Here is a 25,849-nt window from a genome sequence, read left to right as displayed (position 1 = left end):
CCTCCGGGCCTGACCGCTCATGCCGTGTCCGTCTCCGGCATGAGCGGGGCCCTGCGTGGTCACGCTCCGCTGCCGCCTCCGGGCCTGACCGCTCATGCCACTGCGGCCAGGGCGTCGAGCTGTTCGAGCGATCGGTCCAGCTGCTTGATGCCGTCCTTTTCCACGGCTTTGCCGAGCGCGCCCTTGATCAAGGCACCCTCGAAGTCACCGGAGACCAGGATGGTGCTTCCCGCGCCGTTGGGCCGGATGTCGAAGGTGAACTCGGTCTTCACCCCGGCCATGCCGGTGCCGCCGAGGGTCAGCTTGTGCGGCGCGTCCACCGAGACGATGGTCCACTCCAGTTTGTTCGCCATGCCGAGCATCACGATCTTGGCGACCAGTTGGGCGCCCTCGCTCAGTACCGCGGGCGGCTCCTCCATGAAGCGCTCGTGAATGGTGAACCACTTGTCCCAGGTCTGTGGGTCGGCGACGACCGCCCACAGCGCCTCGGGCGTGGCGTTGACGTCCTTGGTGGCTTCGATGTGTCCCATGGGTTGCACTCCTCGTCGAGTTCGTCCGCGGACCGGGCCGCGGTTCAGCGGTCGGCGCGCTGGTAGGCGGTGACGACGGCCGCGCCGCCGAGGCCGATGTTGTGTTGCAGGGCGGCGGTGACGCCGTCCACCTGACGCTTGTCCGCGGTGCCGCGCAGCTGCCAGGTCAACTCCGAGCACTGCGCGAGACCCGTCGCGCCGAGCGGATGTCCCTTGGAGATCAGGCCGCCGGAGGGGTTCACCACCCACTTGCCGCCGTAGGTGGTCTGGTCGTCGTCGACCAGCTGCCCCGCCTCGCCCTCGCCGCACAGGCCGAGGGCTTCGTAGAGCAGCAGTTCGTTGGCCGAGAAACAGTCGTGCAGCTCGATCACCTGGAAGTCCTCCGGGCCGAGTCCCGCCTGCTGGTAGACCTTCCGCGCGGCTTGGACGTTCATGTCGTAGCCGATGAGGTTCTTCGCGGTCGCATCGAAGGTCGAGGCGAAATCGGTGGTCATCGCCTGGCCGACGATCTGCACCGCTTGCCCGGCGAGGTCGTGGGCGTCGACGAAATCCTCGCTCGCCAGGATGACCGCGCCCGACCCGTCGGAGGTCGGCGAGCACTGCAGTTTGGTGAGCGGGTCGTAGATCATCCGCGAGGCGAGGATGTCGTCGAGGGTGTACTCATCCTGGAACTGCGAGTACGGGTTGTTCACCGAGTGCTTGTGGTTCTTGTAGCCGATCTTGGCGAAGTGCTCGGCCGTGGTGCCGTACTGCTTCATGTGCTCGCGTCCCGCGGCGCCGAACATCCACGGCGCCACCGGAAACAGCACCTCGGAGATCTCGGCCAGCGCCATGACGTGCTTGGCCATGGGCTGCTCGCGGTCGTCCCAGGTGGATCCGAGCGAGCCGGGCTGCATCTTCTCGAAGCCCAGCGCCAGCGTGCATTCCGCCAGTCCGCCCCGGATCGCCTGCGCCGCGAGGTACAGCGCCGTGGAGCCGGTGGAGCAGTTGTTGTTCACGTTGACCACCGGGATGCCGGTCATCCCGAGTTCGTAGACGGCACGCTGGCCGGAGGTGGATTCGCCGTAGACATAGCCGACGTAGGCCTGCTCCACCAGGTCGTAGGCGATGCCCGCGTCCGCGAGCGCCTTGCTCCCCGATTCCCTCGCCATGTCCGGATAGTCCCAGGCTCGGGTGGTGCCGTCGGCTTCCTCGACTTGCCGTCGGCCCGGCTTCTCGAACTTCGTCATCCCGACACCGACGACGTAGACCTTGTTCGCCATCGAACTCCTCAGATTGTGTGGGCGCCGCAGTGCGCACCCGGAACGAGCTGAAAACAAACATACATATTTGTATGTAAGTGAGCAAGAGCCCGTTCGGAAGCCCCGACAACTGACCGAACAACCAGGTGTTTACAGCCCTCCTGCTACATACAGTGAGACATGCTTGTTCCCGGGACCGGCGCTAGCACTCAGCTCCAACAGCTTCTTCGGAATTCGCCCGAGGGAACGCGGCGCACGACCGAGGTCACGCCGATCTCTCGCCCCCGACATATCGGCACCTTCAGCCCGGCAGCCGGAACATACAGTGTTGTATGTAAGTGTAGGATCGAGCGATGGCCAGGAGCGTAGTCGTCAAGCAGCAGCGCCGGACGCAGGAGCAGCGCAGCTCCGAGATGCGCACCCGGCTGCTCGACGCGACGGTGGACTGCCTGGTCGAGTACGGGTACTCGGGGACGACTACACCGCGGGTGGCCGAACGCGCCGGGGTGACCCGCGGGGCCCAAGTGCATCACTTCGGCTCGAGAACCGATCTGGTCGTGGCCGCGATCAGCCATCTGGCGCAGCTGCGCGCCGAGACCGCCATGCGGGAGATGTCCCGGGTCGAAGCCGGTGACGATCCGGTGGCAGCGGTGCTGGAGTTCCTATGGGACCTCCACCAGGGCCCGCTGTTCATCGCGACCGTCGAACTGTGGGTGGCGGGGCGGACCGATCCGGTGCTGGCCGCGGCGATGGAGAAGGTCGAGCCGTTCGTCAACAACGCCGTCTTGCTGGCGGTCGCCCGTGTCGTGCCGGACGACGTGCGCCGCAAGGAGGCGCGCGACTTCGTCTACACGGCCATGGACGCCCTGCGCGGCATCCTGATCTCCAATTTCATCGACCCGGACACCGAACGCGCCCACCGCCGCTGGCGCCGCGCCTCCGCGCACCTACAGGAGATCGCGGGCCGCGTACTCGCAGCACGCCGCGTCGACTAGTCCTGTCCGGACCGACGCGCCCGCGCGATGGGCGCTACCGCGTTCGCCGGCTCGATGACCTTGCTACCCGGCCGCGATCCGCGCGCTGCCCACACCGTCACTGTGAACAGCAACACGCCTGATGCGGCCAGGGCGGCCCCGACCAGGGCCGGGGCCGTGTAACCGAGGCCCGCGGCGATGGCCAGTCCGCCGAGCCAGGCCCCCGCGGCGTTGGCGATGTTCAGGGCGGCGTGGTTGAGGGCGGCCGCGAGCGTCTGGGCGTCGGCGGCGACGTCCATCAGGCGGGTTTGCAGACCGGGAGCGAGCGCGGCTCCGGAGCCGCCGACCAGCAACGCGCCGAGGGCCGCGGCGTAGGGGTTGTGCGCGGCGACGACGAAGCCGCCGAGGATGACGGTCATCGCGATCATCGCGCCGAAGATGGCGCGGTCGACGCCGCGGTCGGCGAGCACGCCGCCGACGATGTTGCCGATCACCATGCCGACGCCGAAGAGCATCAGCACCAGCGGCACCAGTGCGGCCCGCAGACCCGCGACGTCGGTGAGCGTGGTGGCGATGTAGGTGTAGACGGCGAACATTCCGCCGAATCCGACGGCGCCGACCAGCAGTGTCAACAGCACCTGCGGGCGGCGCAGCGCGCCGAGTTCGGTCCTCGGGTCGGTCACCGTGATGCCGTCGAGTTCGGGGACGAAGCGCAGCAACGCCGCGACGGTGGCCACTCCGATCAGCGCGACCACCACGAACGCGTCGCGCCAGCCGAGATGCTGGCCGAGCCAGGTAGCCGCGGGAACGCCGACAACGTTGGCGGCGCTCAAACCCAGCATAACCGCGGCAACTGCCTTCGCCCGCTGCCCGACCGGGGCGAGTGTGGCGGCGGCCAGCGAGGCGACACCGAAGTAGGCGCCGTGCGGCAATCCCGAGACGAACCGTGCCAGGACCAGCGTCTCGAATGAGGGGGCCAGCACGGTCGCCGCGTTGCCCAGCGTGAACGCGACCATCAGCGCGACGAGCAGCCGCTTGCGCGCCACCCGCGCGCACAGCGCCGCGATCAGGGGTGCGCCGATCACCACGCCGAGCGCGTACGCCGACACCGCGTGCCCTGCGGTCGGCTCGGAGACGTGCATGGCCGAGGCGATGTCCGGCAGCAAACCCATGGTGACGAATTCGGTCGTCCCGATGCCGAACCCGCCGAGAGCCAGCGCCAGCATGGCCGGTACGTGCCAATCGGTTCGCTGGGGCGGCGCGGTGGTGCGGGTGGTCCCGGGGCTGGTCACGTGTTCATGTAACCGTTCGCGGCTGGTATTCGCTTCCCCAGCACACGTGAGTTCGACCACGGGGCGGCGAGGAATCGTGCAGTTCGACATGGCGATCCGCGCAATACGGACGAATCACCCCGCCCGGGCATCGCATTCCGGCAACCGGGCGGCACTCCAAGTGATCCGTTCTGACAAGAACAGTCCGGGCACCCGTTCCACCGCAGGTGGGGCGGGTGCCCGATGGTGTTCGCCCGGCGCTGGGTGAGTGAATACCCAGCGCCGGAGTCGGCCGAGCGGCTCGGCCCCGCGGTTCGGCGCCGAGACGGCCGCGGCGCCGGAAACGCTCAGCGCAGTGCGCGAGCCAGGTTGGCGTCCAGCGCGCCGAGGAACTCCTCGGTGCTCAGGTAGCCCTGGTCCCCGCCGACGAGCAGCGCGAGGTCCTTGGTCATCTGGCCGCCTTCGACGGTCTTGATGACGACGTCCTCGAGGGTCTGGGCGAAGCCGATGACCTCGGGGGTGTTGTCCAGCTTGCCGCGGTGCTCGAGGCCGCGGGTCCAGGCGAAGATCGACGCGATCGGGTTGGTCGAGGTCGGCTTGCCCTGCTGATGCTGGCGGTAGTGCCGGGTGACGGTGCCGTGCGCGGCCTCGGCCTCACAGGTCTGGCCGTCGGGAGTGAGCAGCACCGAGGTCATCAGACCCAGCGAGCCGAAGCCCTGTGCCACGGTGTCGGACTGCACGTCGCCGTCGTAGTTCTTACAAGCCCAGACGTAGCCACCCTCCCACTTCATGGAGGAGGCGACCATGTCGTCGATGAGGCGGTGCTCGTAGGTCAGGCCCGCGGCGTCGAACTGGCTTTTGAACTCGGCGTCGAAGATGTCCTGGAACGTGTCCTTGAACATGCCGTCATAGGCCTTGAGGATGGTGTTCTTCGTGGACATGTACACCGGGTAGTTCTGCTGCAAGCCGTAGTTGAACGACGCCCGCGCGAAATCCTCGATGGACTTGCGGAAGTTGTACATGCCCATGACCACGCCGCCGTCCTCGGGCATCTTCACGACCTCGTGCACGATCGGCTCGCTGCCGTCGTCCGGGGTGAAGGTCAAGGTGACGGTGCCGCCCTGGAACACCTTGAAATCGGTGGCACGGTACTGGTCACCGAAGGCGTGGCGGCCGATGATGATCGGCTTGGTCCAGCCGGGTACCAGCCGGGGAACGTTGGAGATGATGATCGGGGCACGGAAGATGGTGCCGCCCAGGATGTTGCGAATGGTGCCGTTGGGCGAACGCCACATCTTCTTCAGACCGAATTCCTTGACGCGCGCCTCGTCCGGGGTGATGGTGGCGCACTTCACACCGACGCCGTGCCTCTTGATGGCTTCGGCGGCATCGACGGTGACCTGGTCGTCTGTCTTGTCGCGGTACTCGATACCGAGGTCGTAGTACTCCAGGTTCACGTCGAGATAGGGGTGGATCAGCTTGTCCTTGATGAACTGCCAGATGATCCGGGTCATCTCGTCGCCGTCGAGTTCTACGACGGTGCCTTCAACCTTGATCTTGGACATGGATCTTCGTGTCCTCCTAGGATGGTGCCCTCATTGCACGGCCAGGCGAACACGCTTGTGAGCGGACCCCAGCTGTTCCAACAGACAACGTATATGTCCCGCGTTGTCGGCGAGACGTGTGGTGCAAACAAGACAAGCGTACTGCTGCCCGAGTCCTCACCGCACGGGCAGCCCCCACAGTGAGATGCGCCACCTTTGTTACCGATTGGTAGGTCGGCGGCGGCTCCCAGCAGCGCGAACAGGCGCCGTCGCCATGATCCGCCTTCCGTTACGGCGCGGCAACCACTCCCCGCAGACGACGAGGTCCGCGCAACCCGTGACGTTGCGCGGACCTCGGTCTCAGCGGATCAGACGGTGGCCGGGATCCGTCCCTGCTCCTCCGAACCTTCGATCAGGTTCTCGGGCCGGTCGCGGATCATCAGCGCGATGATCGGAATGGCGGCGAGGAAGAACCCGGCGCCGACGTAGAAGGCCACGTCGTAGCTGTGGATCGCGGCTCGCGCGGCCAAGTTGTCGAGGCCAGGGTTGTCCCGCGCGAAGCCCTCGGCGACCTGCACCGAGATGGTGGTCAGCAGCGCCGTCCCGACCGCACCGCCCACCTGCTGCGCGGCGTTCAGCAGCGCGGAGGCGACGCCGGAGTCCTCCTCCTCCACCTGATGCAGCGCGACCGTCTGCATCCCCACGAACAGCGGACCCATGCCGAGCGCGATGAGCACCTGAGCGGGCAGCACCCCGGAGAGGAAGGTGTCGCCGTAACTCAGCTGGGCCAGCAGCACCAGCCCGATGACGCCCAGTACGGCGCCTGCCAGCATCAGCGGGCGCGGGCCGAGCTTGGGCAGCAGGGCGCTGGTGAGTCCCGCCGAGATCGCGATGCCCGCCGGGAAAGGCAGGAACGCGAAGCCCGCCTTCAGCGCCGAGTAGCCCAGGGTGATCTGGAAGTAGTAGCTCAGGAACAGGAACATCGCGAACATGGCGATCGGGATGAGCAGCGCGGCGAGGAACGCGCCGCCCCGGTTGATCTCCCCCGGGATGTGCAGCGGCAGCAGCGGGTTCGACGAGCGCCGTTCGATCACGACGAAGGCGATGAGCAGGGCGAGCCCGGCGACGAGCAGCGCGAGGGTGCTTCCGGCCAGCCAGCCGTCGTCGGCGGCGCGGCTGAATCCGTACACAATGGCGATCAACCCGAACGTCACGGTGACGGCACCGGGCACGTCGTATCCGCCGCTGCGCGGAGCCGGGAGGTCCTTCGCCACCCAGGCCAGCGCCCCGAGCAACGCCAGCAACGCGATCGGCGTGTTGACCAGCAGGCACCAGCGCCACGACGCGTACTCGGTGAGCGCGCCGCCCGCGATCAGGCCGAGCGCGGCGCCGCCCGCGGAGATGCCCGCGAACACGCCGAAGGCGGTGGCCCGCTCACCCGGCTCGGTGAACGTCACCGACAGCAGCGAGAGCGCGGCCGGGGCGAGCAGCGCGGCGAACGCGCCCTGCAACGCGCGTCCTGCGAAGAGCTCCGCCCCGTTCTGCGCGAGACCGGCCAAAGCCGAAGCGCCGGCGAAACCGATCAGGCCGATGATGAAAATTCGGCGGCGCCCGAGGTAGTCGGCCAGCCGGCCGCCCAGCAGCAGGAGACCGCCGAAGATCAGCGTGTAGGCGGTGAGCATCCATTGCCGGTTGCCGTCGCTGATGTCGAGATCGCGCTGCGCGAACGGCAGCGAGATGGTCACGATGGTGGCGTCCAGGACCACCATGAGCTGGGCCGATGCGATCACTGCCAGCGCGAGCCAGCGCGCTGAACTGCCCGGCTTTCGCGATGCGTGCACCGCTGTCGCGGTTTCGGTCACGTTGTCTCCTCGTTCCTCGATGTCGGGAACCATCCTGTCATTGAGCGACATTTGGCGTCAAGCGCAAAATGTCGTAGTACGACATTTGTCGGTTACGGACAGGAAAACGGCGGATTGCGTTACCATGAGGACATGCTCGAGTCATCGGCGCCGATGGGCGCGGGCGCAGCGGCCGACCAGGCCCCGGCGACGGCAGGACTGCGCGAACGCAAGAAGCAGCAGACCAGGCTGCGCATCATGGCGGCCGCCCTCGATCTGTGTGATACGCAGGGCTTCGACGCGACCACCATCGAGCAGATCGCCAACGCGGCGGATGTCTCACCGCGCACGATCAACCGCTATTTCGACAGCAAAGAGGACATCGTCCTGGGGCCCGTCCACGACTTCGGGCGCACCATCGCCGAGACTCTGCGCGGAATGCCCCGCACGGGCAACGAGCTCGAGGCGTTGCGCGAGGCCTTCCTGCAGGTGGTCGATCGAGCCTCCGAGGCCGGTCCGGCCGACCCGCTGTCGTTCCGGCAGTTCCAGAAGGTACAGCGGATTCTGCGCAGCAGTCCGTCGGTCAGCGCGCGCAGTCTCGAACACGCCGACGACAAGCGGACCGCGATCGCGGCGGTGGTCGCCGAGCGCCTCGGTGCCGAACCGGACGCCCGTGCGGTGCGGCTCATCGTCGGCACCTGGCAACTGATCGGCCATGTCGGCATGGAGTGCTCGGACGACTTGTTCCTGGACGAGGATCTGGCCACCGCGGCCGAAGCGGGACGCACCGCGTTCACCGAGACCTTCGACGAATTCGTGCGCGTCTGCCGCGTCGCGCCGCAGCCCGGCGGCGAGTGAAGTCGGTGGAGGATTTCGGAGGCTGACCGACCGCCGGTTATGATGCCGGGCAGGTCATGAGTACCAGCGCCAAGCCCCGGCTCGCTGATCGGCAACCCTCCAACCGCGGTGGGGTGCTCCGGGTGATGACCTGGCTCCCGAAAGCCGGGAGCAAGCGCGTAGTAGGAGGTCGCCGGCATGTGTTGTCGTACACACCGCTAACCCCCCGAATACCGGCGAACACCTTCTTGGGAGCAAACCATGAGTGAATCCATCGCGCCCGGGGCCGTGCAGGACCCGGTGCAGTGGTCCTTCGAGACCGAGCGCAGCCGTGCGGGCCGGACCACCGACGGCACGCACGCCCCCGCGCTGCCGGTCCAGCGGACCGGTTCGCACACCTTCGGCGACGCCGCGCGGGACGGATCAGCCCTGCACAGCCGCGTGGCTACCATCGGGGATGTGCGTCCCCTCGTGATTCACCGTGCGTCGATGACGCATTCTCAGCTCACCCTCGAGGCACAGCTCGTCCTCGGAGTCGCTTCCGGACCGGTCCGCTCCGCCGTCGGCGTCGGCGTCGGCGTCGGCGTCGGCGTCGGCGTCGGCGTCGGCGTCGGCGTCGGCGTCGGCGTCGGCGTCGGCGTCGGCGTCGAGACCATGCCGACCGATCTGCGCGCCGGTTTCGCGGCGGCGGCGACGTGACCGTGGGTACCGAACAGAGCGTGCGGGCCTCCGCCATCGTCCTGCCGCCCCCGGATGGACAGCTCGGCACCGTGGCCATCGGCGATGTGCGACTCGAGAACGGAGCGGTCATCCCGGACGTGCACCTCGCGGTGCAGCGCTGGGGTGAGCTCTCCCCCGCGCTGGACAACGTCGTGCTGGTCGAGCACGCCCTCACCGGCGACTCGCACGTCGTCGGTAGACCCGACGACGTGCACCCGATGCCCGGCTGGTGGGACGGCATGGTCGGGCCGGGCGCGCCGCTGGACACCGACGAATGGTGCGTGATCGCGACCAACGTGCTCGGCGGCTGTAAGGGCAGCACCGGGCCGTCATCGCTCGCTCCGGATGGGAAGGTCTGGGGCGCAAGGTTTCCCGAGATCTCCATCCGCGATCAGGTGACCGCGGAGGCCGCTCTGTTCGACCTGCTCGGCGTCGAGCGGCTCGCCGCCGTGGTCGGCGGGTCGATGGGCGGCATGCGGGTGCTGGAATGGATGGTCGGCGCACCCGAGCGGGTCGCCGCCGCGCTGGTCCTCGCCGTGGGCGCCCGCGCTACCGCCGACCAGATCGGCACCCAGACCACCCAGATCGCGGCGATCAAGGCCGATCCGGACTGGCAGGGCGGCGACTATCACGGCACCGGCCGCGCTCCGCTGACGGGCATGGCCCTGGCCCGGCGGATCGCGCACCTGACCTACCGCACCGAGTTCGAGCTCGATCACCGGTTCGAGAACAGACCTCAGGACGACGAGGACCCGTGGACCGGCGGCCGCTACGCGGTGCAGAGCTATCTGGATCACCAAGCCGAAAAGCTGTGCAAGCGTTTCGATCCCGCCACGTATGTGCTGCTGACCGAGGCGATGAACCGCCACGACGTCGGCCGCGACCGGGGCGGCATCGAGGCGGCGCTCGCCGCGACGCCGGTGCCCTGCGTGGTCGGCGGCGTCGACTCCGACCGGCTGTACCCGCTGCGGACCCAACAGGAGCTCGCGGATCTCCTACCCGGCTGCGACGGACTCGAGGTGGTGCACTCGCGTGACGGGCACGACGGGTTCCTCACCGAGGCGGCCGCGGTGTCGAAACTGCTGACCGAGACCATGCGACTCGCTCGGGACGGCATCCGGACCAAGCGCTGACCGGCCCCGAGCATTCGGTGCCGGGCCGTCACCCCGCCGCTGCTCGTCGGGCCGCCTCGATCCGGTTGATGTTGGTTTCGATCCAGTCCCGCAGCGCCGCGATGGGCGTGCGCAGGCTGTGGCCGAGTTCGGTGAGCGTGTAGTCCACCCGGGGCGGGACGGTGGGATGCACTGTGCGCGTGACGAATCCATCGGCCTCGAGTTGGCGCAACGTCTGCGTCAGCATCTTCTGGGAGATGCCGCCGATCCGGTGGCGCAGGTCGGTGTATCGCAGGGTGCCGTCGGCGAGCGCGTCGATGATCAGCACCGTCCACTTGCCCGCGATGTGGTCGAGGACCTCCCGCGTGGGGCACTTCGCGGAGTACACATCGGCGGGCAGGCCGGAACTTTCCACGTAGGTGGGCACCTGATGGAGTGTAGCGCACTATAAAGTGCCGTCTTTCCATTGGAGTGTCACTCTCCGATAGTAAGAATCATGGAGATACAGCAGATCTCGGTGTCCGAAGCGATTCGGGGACGTCGTACAGTGCGGCACTACCGCGCCGACCCCGTGCCATCCGCACTTGTCGACGAGGTGGTCGAGTTGGCGATGCAAGCACCGAGTGCGTGGAACATGCAGGACCGGTCGATCGTGGTGGTGACCAGCGAGTCCGGCCGCGCGGCGCTGTCGGAGGCGGCGTTCGGCCAGCCGCAGCCGAGAGAGGCGCCGGTAGTGCTCGTCTTCGTCGCCGATCCCGCCGCCTGGCGCGACCACAACGCCGATATCGCCGAACTGGCCGGCCGAAACGGCGCGTGGAACGCCGAGTTCACCGCGTTGTTCGACGCGCGCGCCGAGTACCTGGCATTGGAGCAGCGCGGACTGCTGCGGGAGAACGCGGTCAAGAACGCGATGATCGCGGCCACCTACGCGATGCTCGCCGCCACCGGGCTCGGTTTGGCCTCCGCGCCGATGAACGGCTGGGACGCCGACCTGGTCAAGCAGGCCATCGGTATCGGCGACCGCGATGATCTCGCCATCGCGGTGCTGGTCACCATCGGCTACAGCGACGCCCACCCACCCCATCCCGGACGCCGTCCGCGCGAGCGAACGGTCTTCGCCGAGCGATACGCCGCTGCCCGCTGATCACGGAGGGGCGACTCGGCTCGGCCGGGTCGCCCTCCGATCGCCGACCTGTCAGCCGACGCCGAGCGTGTTGATCGTGGCCGCGAGGAACAGGATGCTCGACCCGAGCAAAGTCAGCGCGCCGACGTCGAAGGGCTTGCTGCGCACCGCGAGCAACCCGACCCGCGCGGTCGGCAGGCACAACCGGAATGCCGCTGCCAGCAGCGTCGCACCGCCGAAGAAGAACGCCCCCCGCCGCCACCGATCGGACGCGACGAACACCACCGCCACCACGATGACGAGCGTCACGACGACCATAGGCAGATGGCAGCGCAAGAACTGCGCCCCGAGACTTCGTCGCCGGCCCCGGTGCTCCGTGATAGGCGTGTCGGCATCGGTCACGCCCCGATTCTTGCAGACCCCCTCGCCATTGACCGGCATCGGGCGTACGCGGACGATGCGCGTCGTACCCGGCGCGCTGCCCGCGTACGAAATACGAGGAGCCGCGTCATACGGTCACTCGACCGACGCCGGTCGAGCGCGTGCGTCCTGCTACCTCGATCGAGGGCGACCGATACGCGGGTCGGTGCTGGCACCTGCGCCTTCCGTGTACCGTCGAATGCGGAGGGGTTGGTACCGCATCAGCGGTGGAGCCAGCTCCTGAGGAGAGGACCCGTTGCGTGTTGCCTCAGATCTCGAGCGTCATCGAGAGACGTCTTCTGGTCAATTACCGCGTCGAACCCGACGTTGCGGCAAACCTGCTACCGGCGCCACTGCGACCGCATCTGGTCGGCGACTGGGCGATCGCGGGGATCTGTCTCATCCGGCTCGCTCAGGTTCGTCCGGTCGGGCTGCCCAGCTCGGTCGGGGTGCGCAGCGAGAACGCCGCGCATCGAGTAGCCGTCGAATGGGACGGCCAGGATGGGGTCGAAACCGGCGTCTACATTCCGCGCAGGGACAGCGGCTCACCCCTGAATGTGCTGCTCGGAGGACGCCTGTTCCCCGGTGTGCACAGCTTCGCCCGGTTCGATGTCCGGGAAACTGCACACGATCTGCACGTCGCCTACACGACCAGGGACAGGTCGACCCAGGTCAGTGTGGATGTACGCACGGCCGACGAGTTCGAGGGCAGCGCGGTGTTTCCCGATCTCACCGCCGCTTCGCAGTTCTTCCGCCAGGGCTGCACCGGTTTCTCCGCCGGCCGTGACGGCACGCGCCTCGACGGCCTCGAACTGAGGACGCACGAATGGCGGGTGCACCCGGCGCATACGCACGCTGTCCAGTCGACTTTCTTCGACGACCCGACCCGGTTCCCACCCGGCAGCGCGACTCCCGACTGCACGCTGCTCATGCGTGATGTCCCGGCCGTATGGAACACCACCGCGCCGATGCGGACCCCGGCAACCGCCTGATTCCGCTACGCCGAAAGCTCGCCACAACGACGGAGGCGGCCACCTCGACCACGGCGGCCGATTGTGACTCCGGTCATACGAGTTACGGCCGAGCCCGCCGCTGTCTGGGCACTTACCTGGACGTACGCAACTCCTCCGAAAAGTGCGTACTTGTCGTCGTCGCTGGATGAGCAAACACTCGGTCCTTGTCGCCAGGCCGTGAGTCGCACGGACACGGCACGATTGGAGTCGCATGATCGATCAAGAGACCGCGGTGACCGTGCTCGGCACGGGTTCGATGGGCTACGCCCTCGCAAAAGCCTTCCTCGCGACGGGACATTCGACCACCGTGTGGAATCGCAGCCCGCAGCGGGCGGCACCGCTGGTGGACGCGGGCGCGCACCAGCAGTTCGACATCGCCGACGCCATCACCGCCAGCCCGCTGATCATCACCTGTCTGACTACGTTTCAGGCGACCCGCGACAGCCTGACCGCCGCAGAGACCGAGCTGAGCGGGCGAACCCTCATCACTCTCAACAGCGGCGCCCCTGCCGACGCGCGGGACTTCGCGCGCTGGGCGACCGGCCGAGGGGCGCGTTTCCTCGGGGGCGCGATCAAGAACGTACCTGCGGCCGTCGGAAAGCCGGACACGCTGCTGTACTTCGGCGGCGACGAAGCCGTCTTCGACGAGCACAAACAGACACTGCGGGCACTCGGCGGCGACCTCGTCCATCTGGGCGCCGAACCGGACCTGGCCGCTCTCTACGAATCCGCCGTCGGCGCCACACTTCTCCCCGCACTGCTCGGATTCTTCGAAGGCGCGGCGGTATTGTCCGCGCGCGGTCTGGCAGCAGGCACCATGGTGCCGTATTCGATCAAATGGCTACAGATGATCGAGTCACTGCTACCGATCATGGCCGACGAGATCGACAGCCAGGACTACACCCGGCTCGGCTCATCGATCGCGCTGTTCCACACCGCGATCGGCGATGACGAGCGGCTCGGCGCGGAATCGGGCGTCGACATGTCCTGGCATGCTCCGATGCACGACCTGCTGCGCCGAGCGGTAGCCGAGGGCCGGGGCGAGCAGAGCATCACAGCGCTGATCCAGCTGCTGACGCCCGACCGCGAACGGATCGACATCCGCGAAAGCTGACATCCGCGCCCGGAATGCGGTACCGCTCCGCTCCGGCGCCACCGCTGTGGCGGCACCTTCACAATCCGCGGGTCACCGTTCGCAGAAAGGTCAGCGACTGCATGACAGCCCGTAGTGTCCGGTGCTCCGGCAGGGTAGCGCGTAGCCGACGCTATAGCGTGCAGTTCTCACTACAATCAGTCCCATGACCGCAGCGTACGACTACGAAGACCTGCATCGCCTGGTCGATCGACTCACACCGGACCAGGCGCATGCGTTGCGGGCTGTCGCGTTGCAATTGGTCGTTGCCGACACCGCTGAGGGGGGCTCCGTCACCGAGCCTCCAGGCGAGCGGCGTCGACGCCTCTCGTTTGCCGGCATGATGCATGCTGAGCCAGATCTAGCGGTGAGATCGGAAGAGTTGCTCCGCGAGGAACGTGGTAGGCAAACCGAATGATCGTCTGCGACACAGGCCCGCTCGTCGCTGTGCTCAACAAGAACGACGCGGATCATCGACGCTGCCTTGATCTCCTCGAGACGCACCCCGGGCCCCTACTGGTCCCAGGTCCAGTTCTCGCAGAAGTTTGCTATTTTCTGGAGACCCGGGTCGGACCTGCGGCTGAGGCCAGATTCCTGGAATCTATAGCCGACGAGGAAATCGAACTCGTTGATCTCACCCGTGCCGATTTGCTGCGGATGGCCGAGTTGGTTCGAAAGTACGCCGACTTTCCGCTCGGTGCGATCGATGCCGCCGTCCTGGCAGTCGCCGAACGACTTGACGTGAACGAAGTAGCAACATCGGATCGCCGACACTTCGGCGCGGTCCGAACCAATCACCCGGTTCCGCTCCGACTGCTGCCTGACCGACCGACGCGGTCGGTGGCTTCGACGACCTGATTGACTGACACCCGTGTTCCATCTGATGTTCCACGAGCCGTGCATCCCGCCGAATACCGGCAACGCGATCCGGTTGGTGGCGGGGACCGGGTGTCATCTGCATCTGATCGAACCGTTGGGGTTCGAGCTGTCGGAGCCGAAGTTGCGCAGGGCCGGGTTGGACTACCACGATCTGGCGGCGGTGACGGTGCACGCGAATCTGGCGGCGGCGTGGGAGGCGTTGCGCCCGGAGCGGGTTTTCGCGTTCACCACCCAAGCCACCACCCGGTTCACGGACGTGTCCTACCGCGAGAACGACGTGCTGCTGTTCGGCACCGAGCCCACCGGCCTGCCCGCGGAGGTGCTGGCGGACCCGCGCATCACCGAGCGGTTGCGTATACCGATGCTCCCCGGCCGCCGCTCCATGAACCTCTCCAACGCGGCCGCGGTGACCGTCTACGAAGCATGGCGCCAACTCGGCTTCCCCGGCGGCGTCTGATCATCTGCCGTGCCCAGGCATTCGCAGGCTCGCAGCGGGTGGGTCGTCAGGGACCGTCGATCTCGAAGCGCTTGAAGCGGGAGGTCGCCCCCGCTGTCAGGCGGACGGCGGACTTGGGGACTCCGTAATACTCGGCGAGCAGCTCGATGGCCGCCTTGTTGGCTTTACCCTCGACGGCGGGCGCCCGCACGTACAGTTGCAGGCCGCCGTCGTCGAGGGTTTCCACCAGCGGGCCTTTACGGCTGTTCGGCTTGATCGTCGCCCTTACCACCGTGGGCACGCTTGCCTCCTGCGCTGGTTTCCGCGTCTTGGGGGGATGCGGCGCTGCTTGCGGGCTCCGCGAGAGCCGGTGCGGATTCTTCCCTGCTCGAAGCGGGCTTACGACGCCGCACCAGCCGCGCGATGCCCCACACCACGGCGACCGCCACCGCGAGGAAGCCGAGCCAGGGAATCGCTTTGCCGCTGAACACGACCGCGTCCTGCAACCAGTTCACCAAGGAGTGCCAACCGGAGACGATGCCGTCCCAGAAACTGTCGGGATCGTCGTCGGACTTGTTGTGCTCGCTGGTGATCTCGATGGTCAGCGTGGACAGGGCGACCTGGTCGTCGAGCCGCCGCTTCTGCGCGGTGAGGCTGTCCAGCTCGCCTTGGCGGCTGGACAGCGCCTGCTCGGCGGCGATCAGGTCGGAGGTGGTGGTGGCGCCCGCGATGAGCGCTCGCAGCCGCTCGACCGAGGTTTGCAGCGCCTTGATCCTGGCGTCCAGGTCCTCCCACTGCATGGTGACGTCGTCGCGGTTGGTGGTGACCCGGGTGACCTGCCCGACGCCGCCGAGGTCGGCGATGAACGCGTCGGTCTTGTCCGCGGGCATCCGGACGACGAGCGTGGCGCTGGGCTCGGTGTCGTCGGTGCCGGGCTGCTCGGTACGGCTGTCGACCCGGCCGCCCGCCGCACGCACCCGGTCGATGATCGTGCCGGCCGCGGCGACCGGAGCGTCGGCGGTGATCTCGACGGTGCCGGTGATCACCTCCTTGCGCGCGGACATCGGTTCACCGCCGGAGTTGTCCCGCTTCGGCGGCGCCAGCTCGTGGACCCCGGGAGGCACGATCGCGGGGGCGGGCCCGGTGACTATCGCCGACGACCGATCCGGGGCGGGCGTCGCGTCCTCGTCACCGCAGCCGGCGAGCAGAATCAACCCCAGCACGCCGACGCACAGCACAGCAAGCTTCCTCATGCCTGGCACAGTAGCCCTTTTCGCTGCGCGGACAGCCCCGCATGAGCATTTCCTGGAACGCTTCTAACACTTCTCTAAAGCACTGGCTCAACGGAAGTCGCGCGACTTGGATGTCATCCGCAGATCCATCCGCTGCAGATGTTCGGCGACCACGCTGACCACGCCCTCGGCATTCTGCACCCGGCCGCGGATGAGCAGGGCAGCAGCGCCTTGGGCGAGGCGGCGGTAACGGCGCCACAGCCCCAGCGAGCAGACGATGTTCACCATGCCGGTCTCGTCTTCCAAGTTGAGGAAGGTGACGCCTTCCGCGGTGGCCGGACGCTGCCGGTGCGTCACAGCGCCGCCCACCAGTACCCGGGAACCGTCGGGCACGTCGAGCAGGCGCTCGGCTGGTACGACGCCGAGAGCGTCCAGCTTCGGGCGCAGAAACTGCGTCGGATAACTGCCCGGCGAGACGCCCGTGGCCCAGACGTCGGCGGCGGCCATCTCCAGATCGCTCATGCCGGGCAGGGCGGGCGCGGTGGTGACCGCGCCGGTACCGGGCAACCGGTCCGGACGCTCGCCGGCGGCGGCGCCCGCCGCCCAGAGCGCTTCACGTCGGGTGATGCCGAGGCTGCCGAGCGCGCCCGCCGTGGCGAGCGATTCCGCTTGGGCGACAGTGAGTTCCACCCGACCGGTCAGGTCGAGGAACGATGTGTAGGGTCGCTCGCCCCTGGCGGTGACGATGCGCTCGGCGAGGTCGTCGCCGATCTGGCGGACCGCGGCGAGACCGAGGCGCACCTCGGCGCCGTCCGCCTCGAGGGTGGGTTCGGCGCGGCTGGCGTTGACATCGGGACCGTGCACCGCGACCCCGTGCCTGCGGGCGTCGGCGACAAGTGACTGCGGTGAGTAGAAACCCATCGGCTGGGCGCGCAGCAGACCCGCGCAGAAGGCGGCGGGATGATGCAGTTTGAACCAGGACGAGTAGTACACGAGCGCGGCGAAACTCTGCGAATGACTCTCCGGGAAACCGAAATTCGCGAAGGCGTAGAGCTTCTCGTAGATGCGGTCGGCGACCGCGCCGGTGATGCCGTGGCACTCGCGCATGCCTTGATAGAGCCGCGACTTCAGGCGCTCCATTCGTTCGGTAGAGCGCTTCGACCCCATGGCGCGGCGCAGTTGATCGGCCTCGACGGCGGTGAATCCGGCGACATCGACGGCCATCTGCATGAGCTGCTCCTGGAACAGCGGCACGCCGAGCGTGCGTTCCAGCGAATTCTTCAGCGCCGGATGGTCGTAGACGATGTCTTCCACGCCGTTGCGCCTGCGGATGTAGGGATGCACCGACCCGCCCTGGATCGGGCCTGGCCGGATCAGCGCCACCTCGACCACCAGGTCGTAGAAGCTGCGCGGTTTCAGCCGGGGCAGGGTGGCCATCTGCGCGCGCGACTCGACTTGGAAGACGCCGACCGAGTCCGCGCGCGAGAGCATCTCGTAGACCTCGGGTTCGGCCAGGTCGAGCGCGTGCAGCTCGACGGTCTCGCCTTTGTGCTCGCGCACCAGGTCGATCATGTAGTGCAGCGCGGAGAGCATGCCGAGCCCGAGCATGTCGAACTTCACCAGATCGATGGCCGCGCAATCGTCCTTGTCCCACTGCAGGACGCTGCGGCCGGGCATCCGCGCCCATTCCACCGGGCAGACGTCGGCGATCGGCCGGTCGCAGATCACCATGCCGCCGGAGTGGATGCCGAGATGTCTGGGCAGCCCCTCGATGTCGGCGGCCAGTTCCAGCACCTCGGCGGGGATGTCGGTGTTCGTCTCGGCGCCCACACCTGTCCAGCGGCTCACCTGTTTGCTCCACGCGTCCTGCTGACCGGGCGAAAAACCCAGCGCCCGTGCGGCGTCGCGCACCGCGGACTTGCCGCGATAGGTGATCACGTTGGCCACCTGCGCGGCGTACTCGCGGCCGTACTTGCGGTAGACGTGCTGGATCGCCTCTTCCCGTCGGTCGGATTCGATATCGACATCGATATCCGGCGGACCGTCGCGCTCCGGGGAGAGAAAGCGCTCGAACAGCAACTGGTTGCGCACCGGGTCGACATTGGTGATGCCGATCGCGTAGCAGACCGCGGAGTTGGCCGCCGAACCGCGGCCCTGGCACAGGATGTCGCTGTCTTTGCAGAAGCTGACGATGTCGTGCACCACCAGGAAGTAGCCGGGGAATTCCAGCTTGCCGATCACCGCGAGCTCGTGCTCGATCTGCCGGTAGGCCTCCGGGTTCCGCTCGGGGGCGCCGTAGCGCGCCGCGGCGCCCGCCATGGTGAGTTCACGCAGCCAGGACTGCTCGTCGTGTCCGGCGGGCACGTCGAAGGGCGGCAGGTGCGGAGCGATCAGCTTCAGGTCGAAGGCGCATTCGCGGGCCAGGGTCACCGCGTTCGCCACTGCCTGCGGGCAGTCCGCGAACAACCGCGCCATTTCCGCTCCGGACCGCAGGTGCGCGCCGCCCGCCGGGGCCAGCCAGCCCGCTGTCTCGTCCAGGCTCTGCCTGGCCCGGATCGCCGCGAGCGCCATGGCTCGGCGGCGCTGGCCCGGTGCGGCGAAATGCGCTCCGGTGGTGGCGAGCACGGGCAGCCCGAGGCGATCGGCCAAAGCGATGAGGTGGGCGTTGCGCTCGTCGTCCTCCGGGATGCCGTGGTGGGTGAGTTCCACGCTCACCCGGTCGGCGCCGAAGCGGTCGGTCAGCTCGCGCAGCGCGGCTTCCGCGCGCTCGAGCCGGGTGCTGCCGGTGCGCAAGTCGAGTTCGAGCGCTCGGCGTAGGTGTCCCTTCCGGCATCCGGTCAGGATGTGCCAGTGCCCCTCGGCCGCCGCGGTGAGCGTATCGAGGTCGTAGCGCAGGATGCCTTTCTCTCCCGCGGCCATGTGCGCGGCGGCGATCTCGCGGGAGAGCCTGCGATAACCCTCTTGGCCGCGGGCCAGCACCAGTAGGTGCGGCCCGGCCGGGTCCGGCGCGCCGGTGCGCGGTGCGGAGTCGCGGGCGGCGGCGTGCCCGCGTTCGGTGCCGGAAAGGCGCGGTTCGTCTGCCGTGCCGAGCGACAGTTCGGCTCCGAAGACCGTGGGCATCCCCCATTCCTTGGCCGCCTCCGCGAAACGGACGGTGCCGTAGAAGCCGTCGTGGTCGGTGAGCGCGATCGCCGCCAAGCCGAGCCGCACCGCCTCCTCCACCAGCTCCTCCGGATGGCTCGCCCCGTCCAGGAAGCTGTAGGCCGAATGCGCGTGCAACTCCGCGTACGGAACCGGCGATTCCTCGGCGCGGCGCACCGGCTCGGGACGGTACTCCCCGCGCTTGCGCGACCACGCCGGGCTGTCGCCGCCGTCGCCCGGATACATCGCGTCGGGACTCGTCCGCCCGGACCGCCCGGACAGCACCCGCTCCATCTCCGCCCAGCTGGGCGGACCGTTGCCCCAGCCCACAACCCACCTCCTCACCTCGAACATACATTCGAAGAATGGCGATGTACAGGCAGGTCAGCGCGCCGGGAGAGGTTCGACGGAACCGGCGGCCAAGGCGTCCTCGACGCCGCGCAGGCGAGCTCGGATGAGCGCGCCGTAGGCATCAGAGGCCAGGACGTCGAGATGTCCGCGCGCGATGGCCAACTGCATTCCGGCCACTTCGAACTCGCCGACCCGGCGATGACTGTCGGCCAGGTTCAGATAGAGCGCCGGCAGGAAGCCGCGCAGACCTTCGTCCAGCGGCACGCCGGGCCCGAACACCGCGGCCAGCGCGCGCTGATCCCAGCGCAGCGCCTCGGCGGCCTCCTCCTGGAGGTCGGCGAGATGATGGGCGATCACGCAGCGGTGCAGGGCATCCGCGCGTTCGCCGAGTTCGTCCCAGAGCTTTTCCAACGCCCGTCGCCCCGCCGCGGGGTCGACGCCACCGAGCCGCACCGCGGCAAACACCTCCGCCATCCGATCGTCCGACATGCCGCTGAGTATCGCACATATGTTCGAACGTTTCGACCGTTGTTCGATACGTTTCGCCCCGGGAAAATTCCCGCGCGCGTGGGGTTCTCCGGAACCAGCGGCGTCGTTGCGGGCGGCGATTTCAGGCGGTGCTCGGGCGCCGCGACGGCGCCATGCTCGCGGCGAGCAGGGCTGTGAGCAGGATGAGCGCCATGAAGACCTGTCCGTGCAGGCCGAGGACGAAAAGGGTGCGGTCGGCGAACTCGGGATCGTGGGTCGCGGTATCGGGGAACAAGAGCGCGCCGATCATGCCGAGCCACGGTGTAGCCACAACCGCGGCGGCGCACAGCAGCCGGCCGCGCGGATCCAGGCCCGGCCGCAGGGTGAGCGTCAGGCCGATCACGCCGAGGAGCACCGTCATCACCATGTACTGGGCGTCGTGGAACTTCGCGTGCGGCGGCCAGCCGGGATTGAAGGCGTGCTGTGCGGCCAGATCGGGGATGACCAGGTCCGCGAGTACCGCGCTGACCATCGTGATCACCGCGACGGCGGCGATCACCATTCGGGGAAGGGGCATCGAGCGGGCCTTTCGTCTCTCAGGTAACGGGGGTGCCGCGTTTCTCGCGCAGACTCAGATCGTCCAGGTGTAAGCGGGGGTGATCGAGCGACCCAAGAGCGCGCTGGGCAGCAGCGGTAGAGCGGTGTCGCGCAGCGTTGCCAGCGCTGGTGATGTCCAGTGCGCCGGAGCGCCGACCCGGCGGGAGAGCCGGGTGATCCTCTGAGTGCGCGGCCTGCGGAGGCGGTCGTATTCCGCCAGCCCCGCGTCCACGCCGAGGGTGTCCACGGCCCCGGCGAGCGTGACCGCGTCCTCGAGTGCCTGGCACGCACCCTGCCCCAGGTTGGGAGCCATGGCGTGCGCGGCATCACCGAGAATCGCGACCCGCCCGCGGACGTACGTGCGCAGCTTCGGCAGTTCATGGGTGTCGTGCTGCAGAACGGCATCCGTGGGCGCGGCGTCGAGCAGAGCCGGAATGGGGTCGTGCCAGCCCGCCAACAGTGCGCGGAGCCGATCCAGGCCCGCGCGCGATCCAGCCGGAGCGTTGGCCATCACATAGCAGTAGACGCGGCCGTCCGGCATCGGCACGTACCCGAATCGTTCGCCTCTGCCCCATGTTTCGACACTTCCCTCGACCGGATGAGGTGCGGTGAGCAGGCGCCAGGTGGTGTATCCGACGTAGCGCGGTCCGGGCGCCTGCGGCCAGACCGACCGCCGGGTCACGCTGTGCACACCGTCGGCGCCGATCACGAGATCCGCGGTGGCGGTGCCGTGGTCGTGGTGGACCGTGCCGTCGGGCAGCACCTGCCGCACGGTCGTTCCCGGCCGCAGCACGTGCGCGGGCACGGCCGCGCGCAGGATGTCCACCAGTGCGGCGCGGTGGAGGATCGCCCACGAGCCGAAGCGCCGTTCGAGGTCATCGACGTCGTTGCGGATCAGCCAAGCCCCGTTCGCACTGCGGATGCCCAGCGGTGGGCCGGCCCGTCGGCCGGTGCGCAGCCGATCACCGAGGCCGAGCGCGTCGAGGGCACGCACCCCGTTGGGCTGGATCGACAGCCCCGCACCGATTTCGGTGAACTCCTGCGCGCGCTCGAATACCTCGACCTGCCAGCCACGCCGGTGCAACGCCACGGCCGCGGCCAGCCCGCCGATACCGCCGCCCACCACGAGCGCCTTCATCGCCGCCCCTTCCGATCGCAGGCCGCCCCGCCGCCATCGCACAGACGAGCGGACCTGGACTGCCGCCACCACACCGCCGTCGTGACCAGCACCACGGCCGGGAACACCCACCACCAACGATCCACGCCAACTCCTAGAGGTTCTAAATCTTTTAGAGCCATTAGACAATCAAAGAGTGTCTAAGCTGTCAACAGGCGTGCTGGATCGAAAGAAGGGCGAGGATGTCGACACGAACCGGCGGCAGGCGCGAGCGGATGCGCAAGGCCACCTTGGAAGAAATCCACGACGCGGTGCGCAAACTCCTGGTCGAGCAGGGGTCGGCGGCCGTGACCATCAACGCGGTCGCCAGACAGGTCGGGATGAGCGGGCCGTCTCTCTATCACTACTACTCCAGCCATGACGCGCTGGTCGGGGCGGTGACCGCGGACCTCTTCGATGAGCTGGCCGCCACGATGGAACAGGTCCGGGACGCTCACGCCGACGCACCGATCGGCGAGCGCATTCTGGCGGTCTGCCGCGCCATGCGCGCTTGGGCGATCACTCACCCGGCCGAGTTCGGCTGGATCTTCGCCGCCCCGATCGCACCGCCGAACCGGCAACCGGATTCCGAACGCCACCGAGCGGGGCAACGGTTCGAGCGGGTGCTACTGGATCTGACGATCGAACTGTGGCAGACGCACCCTTTCCCGGTGCCCGATCCGGCCGAACTGCCCCCGTCCTTACACGAGCAGCTCATCGCCTATTCGGCCGCTATCGAGGAAAAGCTGCCACCTGAGGCCGCGCACGTGTTCCTGTCCTGCTGGATCCGGTTGTACGGGCTGCTGTGCATGGAGGTCCTGCACCAGCTGGACTTCGCGTACTCCGATCTCGAACCCGTCTACGAGGAATGCCTACGCGACCTGACCAGCATCCTGGGCCTGGCGCTTCCCGAGCGACCATCCGCATAACCGTCCCCGGATCACCCCGGCTTGCGGAACACAGCTCGCACTTCACAGGCCGACGATCACGTTCCTCGACAGCGGAGCCAGCCGAGGACGACGAAGCGATCCGCCCGGTCTCAGTGATCGCACTGGCACAACAGGTGAGCAGGCCCCGACTGTGACGAGGAGCACTTGGCACCCAACTTACCTCGGAGTAAGTTCTTGCCTACCAGACCTGCGAAGGAGCAGCGATGACCGACGCATCCGCCGACCCCGCCCGGCGCCGCGACCGCGACCTCACCGGGCGACACGTCCTCATCACCGGAGCGTCCTCCGGCATCGGCCGGGCAGCGGCGATGGCGATCGCGAGCAAGGGCGCCATTGTGTTCCTGCTCGCCCGCCGCGGTGACGAACTCGCCTCCGTGGTCGAGGAGATCAGGTCAGCGGGCGGCTCGGCCTACGGGTATTCCTGCGACGTCACCGATTCCGATTCGGTGGACCACGTGATCGAGACCGTCCTGGACGAGCACGGCCACGTGGACATGCTGGTGAACAATGCGGGCCGCTCGATCCGCCGCGCCATCCACCGCTCCACCGACCGGCTGCACGACTTCGAACGCACCATGGCCGTCAACTACTTCGGCGCGCTGCGGCTGACCCTGGCCCTGCTGCCGCAGATGCGGGAACGCAAGTTCGGGCACATCGTCAACATCAGCAGCGCCGGCGTGCAGGTGGCCACGCCGCGATTCTCCGCGTATCTGGCCAGCAAGGCGGCGCTGGACAAGTTCACCGAGGTCGCGGCCGTCGAGACCATGGCCGACGGCGTCACGTTCACCACCATCCACATGCCGCTGGTGCGCACGCCGATGATCGCCCCGAGCGGCGATCAGGGCCCCGCCGAGTCTCCCGAGTGGGCCGCCGCTACCGTCGTGCGCGCGCTGACCGAACGGCCCAAACGTATCGATGTGCCGCTGGGCACCATCGCCGAATACGGCGCGCTGCTCACTCCGAAGATCCGCGACCGCATTCTGCACCGCTATTACCGCGCCCTGCCCGACTCCCCCGCGGCCAAGGGCGAGCAGACCGCGTCCGGCGACGAGCCGGCCGAACCCGCCGCCACGCTCACCCGGCCCCGGCCTCGGTCGACCGCCCGCCGCGTCACGGGGACAGCACTGCGGCGCGCTGCCCGGTGGGTGCCCGGGACGCATTGGTGAACTCGGCTGTCCGGACGCTCCCGTCCTGGGTGGCGGTGCCCGGCAGCTGAACGTCGACCGCGCGGCCCCTGCTCAGCCCGCCAGGAAGGGCCGGACGGCGGCGGCGAACTCCCAGTAGCGGTCGCGATGGATGCTGTGCCCGCAAGCGAACGTGGTCACCGTGCAGTTCCGCAGGGCGGCTCGCAGGGCGGTGAGCTTATCCGGATCCACCATGCCGCCCGGCCCGCCGCACAACACCAGGGTCGGCGCGGTGATGTCGGAGAGCCGGTCCCACCACTCCGGGTTCGGCTTGCGGAACTGCTCCAACGCGGTCTTCGTCATGGAGCGGTCGAACGCGATCACCGCGCGCGGGTGCCGGACCAGACTCGAGGTGGCGTGCCACAGTTCGGGCATTCTGGGGAAGCGACGGGTCAGGCGCAATTCCTCGGCGCCGGATTGCAGCGGGAGCGGACACTCCTCGATGACCAGCCTGCGCACCAGCTCCGGCCGGTCCTGCGCGACGCGCGAGACCGCGTAGCCGCCGAGCGAATGCCCGACCAGATCCACCGCGGGCAACTCCAGATGGTCGCAGAGGCGCAGCAGATCTTCACCGAAGTCGTCGAAGCGATAGGAATCGGCGTGTGAGCTACGGCCGTGTCCGCGGAGATCCGGGATGAGCACTCGGCGTCCGGATTGCACCAGGACACGCGCGAACCGGTCCCACGTATGCCCGTCGCCGCCCATGCCGTGCACCAGCATCACGGGGATGTCGCTGACCGCGCCCACTCCCGAATCCCGAAAGGCGATCCGCACATCTCCGAATGCCACCTGGTCCAGCGTCGAATCCACGACCAACGAGGATACTGGCCGTCATGCGCTCGCCTGCACGGTGTAGCGCGGATCACTCCCCGGCAAAAACATGGTGGGGGAAGTGCTTCCGAGCACCGATGTCACGGCACCCAAGGTGACAACGGTGTTTCGCAGCTCGGTAAATGCCTGGCGTGGGTGCGAGCCCGCAACGATACTCGGCCGCATGCCCTCCTTCGCCGATTTCGACCGCCGTGACTACCGCACCGTCGACGTCGCCACCGGGTACGACGGGTGGGCGCCCACCTACGAGCAGACGGTTCTGGACGAGATGGATCTCGCTTTGCTCGGACGATTGCACCTCGACCTCGGCCGGGTGCGGCGCGCGGCCGACCTCGGCTGCGGCACCGGCCGCACCGGAACGTGGTTGCGGGGCCACGGGATAACGCACATCGACGGGGTGGACGTGAGCCAGGGGATGCTGACGCTGGCCGCCGAACGCGACGTCCACACCACGCTGACCCTCGCCGACGTGCGGTCCACCGGTCTGCCGGAAGGCGCCTACGACCTGGTGATCGCGTCGCTGATCGACGAACACCTACCGGAGTTGGCGCCGTTCTACGCGGAGGCGTGGCGGCTGGCCGCACCGGGCGCGCGGTGTGTACTGGTCAGCTACCACCCCCAATTCATCATGGTGTCCGGCATGCCGACGCACTACACCGATCCTTCCGGCGAACCGGTGGCGATCAGCACCCACTTGCACTTGATCAGCGAGCACCTGTCGGCAGGCTTGGCCGCCGGATGGGTCCTCACCGAGGTCGCCGAGGCACTGGTGGATGACGCGTTCGTGGCCCGGAAGCCGAAATGGGCCGCCCTGCGCGGACATCCGTTCACCATGGCGACGGTGTGGTCGCGTCCGGCGTGAACTC

The 25,849-nt window shown here is 68.1% G+C and carries 26 protein-coding genes, 1 pseudogene and 1 riboswitch; of the genes and pseudogenes, 13 read left to right on the top strand and 14 right to left on the bottom strand.

What is annotated here, in order from left to right:
• Nucleotides 1–92: 92 nt before the first annotated feature.
• Nucleotides 93–530, bottom strand: a complete 438-nt coding sequence (locus tag M8859_RS10215; protein WP_159923077.1) for a type II toxin-antitoxin system Rv0910 family toxin — start codon at nucleotides 528–530, stop codon at nucleotides 93–95.
• A gap of 44 nt (nucleotides 531–574) precedes the next feature.
• Nucleotides 575–1,792: a lipid-transfer protein gene (locus tag M8859_RS10210; RefSeq protein WP_159923075.1), complete on the bottom strand. Its 1,218-nt coding sequence runs from the start codon at nucleotides 1,790–1,792 to the stop codon at nucleotides 575–577.
• A gap of 332 nt (nucleotides 1,793–2,124) precedes the next feature.
• Between M8859_RS10210 and M8859_RS10205 the strand changes: the two genes are divergently transcribed.
• A complete protein-coding gene (locus M8859_RS10205; protein WP_195071227.1) occupies nucleotides 2,125–2,766 on the top strand; it encodes a TetR/AcrR family transcriptional regulator in 642 nt (213 codons plus the stop codon).
• Here M8859_RS10205 and M8859_RS10200 read toward each other — a convergent pair.
• From M8859_RS10200 to M8859_RS10190, 3 genes are all read right to left on the bottom strand, one after another.
• A complete protein-coding gene (locus M8859_RS10200) occupies nucleotides 2,763–4,037 on the bottom strand; it encodes an MFS transporter (RefSeq protein ID WP_249644139.1) in 1,275 nt (424 codons plus the stop codon). The genes M8859_RS10205 and M8859_RS10200 overlap by 4 nt on opposite strands.
• A gap of 326 nt (nucleotides 4,038–4,363) precedes the next feature.
• Entirely contained in the window at nucleotides 4,364–5,581 is a 1,218-nt protein-coding gene (locus M8859_RS10195) for an NADP-dependent isocitrate dehydrogenase (protein ID WP_040864988.1), read from the bottom strand.
• A gap of 347 nt (nucleotides 5,582–5,928) precedes the next feature.
• Nucleotides 5,929–7,422, bottom strand: a complete 1,494-nt coding sequence (locus tag M8859_RS10190) for an MFS transporter (RefSeq protein ID WP_249644138.1) — start codon at nucleotides 7,420–7,422, stop codon at nucleotides 5,929–5,931.
• 132 nt (nucleotides 7,423–7,554) lie between these two features.
• Between M8859_RS10190 and M8859_RS10185 the strand changes: the two genes are divergently transcribed.
• The 3 genes and pseudogenes from M8859_RS10185 (at nucleotide 7,555) to metX (ending at nucleotide 10,091) form a co-directional block, all read left to right on the top strand.
• On the top strand, nucleotides 7,555–8,259 hold the full coding sequence (locus M8859_RS10185) for a TetR family transcriptional regulator (protein WP_159923069.1): 705 nt from the start codon (nucleotides 7,555–7,557) through the stop codon (nucleotides 8,257–8,259).
• Between the two features lie 52 nt (nucleotides 8,260–8,311).
• Nucleotides 8,312–8,422, top strand: a riboswitch (SAM riboswitch).
• Nucleotides 8,423–8,661: 239 nt separating this feature from the next.
• Nucleotides 8,662–8,937 (top strand): annotated as a pseudogene (locus M8859_RS10180) (hypothetical protein); the annotation flags it as partial.
• Between the two features lie 35 nt (nucleotides 8,938–8,972).
• Entirely contained in the window at nucleotides 8,973–10,091 is a 1,119-nt protein-coding gene (gene metX, locus M8859_RS10175; protein WP_159923202.1) for a homoserine O-acetyltransferase MetX, read from the top strand.
• Nucleotides 10,092–10,119: 28 nt separating this feature from the next.
• Here metX and M8859_RS10170 read toward each other — a convergent pair whose 3' ends face one another.
• Nucleotides 10,120–10,497, bottom strand: a complete 378-nt coding sequence (locus tag M8859_RS10170) for a winged helix-turn-helix transcriptional regulator (RefSeq protein ID WP_159923065.1) — start codon at nucleotides 10,495–10,497, stop codon at nucleotides 10,120–10,122.
• Between the two features lie 69 nt (nucleotides 10,498–10,566).
• On the opposite strand from M8859_RS10170, the gene M8859_RS10165 reads away from it, so the two are divergent.
• On the top strand, nucleotides 10,567–11,214 hold the full coding sequence (locus M8859_RS10165) for a nitroreductase family protein (RefSeq protein ID WP_159923063.1): 648 nt from the start codon (nucleotides 10,567–10,569) through the stop codon (nucleotides 11,212–11,214).
• Nucleotides 11,215–11,265: 51 nt separating this feature from the next.
• On the opposite strand, the gene M8859_RS10160 is transcribed toward M8859_RS10165, so the two are convergent.
• Nucleotides 11,266–11,511 carry a DUF3017 domain-containing protein gene (locus M8859_RS10160; RefSeq protein WP_051174893.1) on the bottom strand — a complete coding sequence of 82 codons (246 nt, stop codon included), beginning with the start codon at nucleotides 11,509–11,511 and terminating at the stop codon, nucleotides 11,266–11,268.
• A gap of 362 nt (nucleotides 11,512–11,873) precedes the next feature.
• Here M8859_RS10160 and M8859_RS10155 point away from each other — a divergent pair, with 362 nt between their 5' ends.
• From M8859_RS10155 to M8859_RS10135, 5 genes are all read left to right on the top strand, one after another.
• Nucleotides 11,874–12,605, top strand: coding sequence for a DUF2071 domain-containing protein (locus M8859_RS10155; protein WP_159923061.1), 732 nt, complete (start codon nucleotides 11,874–11,876; stop codon nucleotides 12,603–12,605).
• Nucleotides 12,606–12,837: 232 nt separating this feature from the next.
• The gene (locus M8859_RS10150) at nucleotides 12,838–13,740 is read left to right on the top strand and encodes an NAD(P)-dependent oxidoreductase (RefSeq protein ID WP_159923059.1); all 903 of its coding nucleotides are present in this window, start codon (nucleotides 12,838–12,840) and stop codon (nucleotides 13,738–13,740) included.
• Nucleotides 13,741–13,924: 184 nt separating this feature from the next.
• The gene (locus tag M8859_RS10145; protein WP_159923057.1) at nucleotides 13,925–14,176 is read left to right on the top strand and encodes a hypothetical protein; all 252 of its coding nucleotides are present in this window, start codon (nucleotides 13,925–13,927) and stop codon (nucleotides 14,174–14,176) included.
• Nucleotides 14,173–14,616, top strand: a complete 444-nt coding sequence (locus M8859_RS10140; RefSeq protein WP_195071231.1) for a type II toxin-antitoxin system VapC family toxin — start codon at nucleotides 14,173–14,175, stop codon at nucleotides 14,614–14,616. Before M8859_RS10145 ends, M8859_RS10140 begins: the two co-directional genes overlap by 4 nt.
• Nucleotides 14,617–14,629: 13 nt before the next feature.
• Entirely contained in the window at nucleotides 14,630–15,094 is a 465-nt protein-coding gene (locus M8859_RS10135; RefSeq protein WP_159923053.1) for a tRNA (cytidine(34)-2'-O)-methyltransferase, read from the top strand.
• A 46-nt stretch (nucleotides 15,095–15,140) separates the two neighbouring features.
• On the opposite strand, the gene M8859_RS10130 is transcribed toward M8859_RS10135, so the two are convergent.
• The 6 genes from M8859_RS10130 to M8859_RS10105 form a co-directional block, all read right to left on the bottom strand.
• The gene (locus M8859_RS10130; protein WP_195071232.1) at nucleotides 15,141–15,374 is read right to left on the bottom strand and encodes a DUF167 domain-containing protein; all 234 of its coding nucleotides are present in this window, start codon (nucleotides 15,372–15,374) and stop codon (nucleotides 15,141–15,143) included.
• The gene (locus M8859_RS10125; RefSeq protein WP_159923049.1) at nucleotides 15,331–16,326 is read right to left on the bottom strand and encodes a DUF4349 domain-containing protein; all 996 of its coding nucleotides are present in this window, start codon (nucleotides 16,324–16,326) and stop codon (nucleotides 15,331–15,333) included. The genes M8859_RS10130 and M8859_RS10125 overlap by 44 nt, the downstream gene beginning before the upstream one ends.
• A gap of 87 nt (nucleotides 16,327–16,413) precedes the next feature.
• Entirely contained in the window at nucleotides 16,414–19,776 is a 3,363-nt protein-coding gene (locus M8859_RS10120; RefSeq protein WP_195071233.1) for an error-prone DNA polymerase, read from the bottom strand.
• A gap of 54 nt (nucleotides 19,777–19,830) precedes the next feature.
• Nucleotides 19,831–20,286 carry a hypothetical protein gene (locus M8859_RS10115; protein WP_159923045.1) on the bottom strand — a complete coding sequence of 152 codons (456 nt, stop codon included), beginning with the start codon at nucleotides 20,284–20,286 and terminating at the stop codon, nucleotides 19,831–19,833.
• A 121-nt stretch (nucleotides 20,287–20,407) separates the two neighbouring features.
• Entirely contained in the window at nucleotides 20,408–20,842 is a 435-nt protein-coding gene (locus M8859_RS10110) for a DUF6640 family protein (RefSeq protein WP_195071234.1), read from the bottom strand.
• 54 nt (nucleotides 20,843–20,896) lie between these two features.
• Nucleotides 20,897–22,000, bottom strand: coding sequence for an FAD-dependent monooxygenase (locus M8859_RS10105; protein ID WP_159923043.1), 1,104 nt, complete (start codon nucleotides 21,998–22,000; stop codon nucleotides 20,897–20,899).
• Nucleotides 22,001–22,221: 221 nt separating this feature from the next.
• Here M8859_RS10105 and M8859_RS10100 point away from each other — a divergent pair, with 221 nt between their 5' ends.
• Both M8859_RS10100 and M8859_RS10095 read left to right on the top strand, forming a co-directional pair.
• Nucleotides 22,222–22,947: a TetR/AcrR family transcriptional regulator gene (locus M8859_RS10100; RefSeq protein WP_159923041.1), complete on the top strand. Its 726-nt coding sequence runs from the start codon at nucleotides 22,222–22,224 to the stop codon at nucleotides 22,945–22,947.
• Nucleotides 22,948–23,171: 224 nt separating this feature from the next.
• Nucleotides 23,172–24,134, top strand: coding sequence for an SDR family NAD(P)-dependent oxidoreductase (locus M8859_RS10095; protein ID WP_159923039.1), 963 nt, complete (start codon nucleotides 23,172–23,174; stop codon nucleotides 24,132–24,134).
• 72 nt (nucleotides 24,135–24,206) lie between these two features.
• Here M8859_RS10095 and M8859_RS10090 read toward each other — a convergent pair whose 3' ends face one another.
• The gene (locus M8859_RS10090; protein WP_195071235.1) at nucleotides 24,207–24,962 is read right to left on the bottom strand and encodes an alpha/beta fold hydrolase; all 756 of its coding nucleotides are present in this window, start codon (nucleotides 24,960–24,962) and stop codon (nucleotides 24,207–24,209) included.
• 184 nt (nucleotides 24,963–25,146) lie between these two features.
• Here M8859_RS10090 and M8859_RS10085 point away from each other — a divergent pair, with 184 nt between their 5' ends.
• Nucleotides 25,147–25,845, top strand: coding sequence for a class I SAM-dependent DNA methyltransferase (locus M8859_RS10085; protein WP_159923037.1), 699 nt, complete (start codon nucleotides 25,147–25,149; stop codon nucleotides 25,843–25,845).
• Nucleotides 25,846–25,849 lie beyond the last annotated feature (4 nt).

The sequence above is a fragment of the Nocardia sputi genome (genome assembly GCF_023501985.1).
This window is presented reverse-complemented; position numbering and strand designations above follow the sequence as displayed.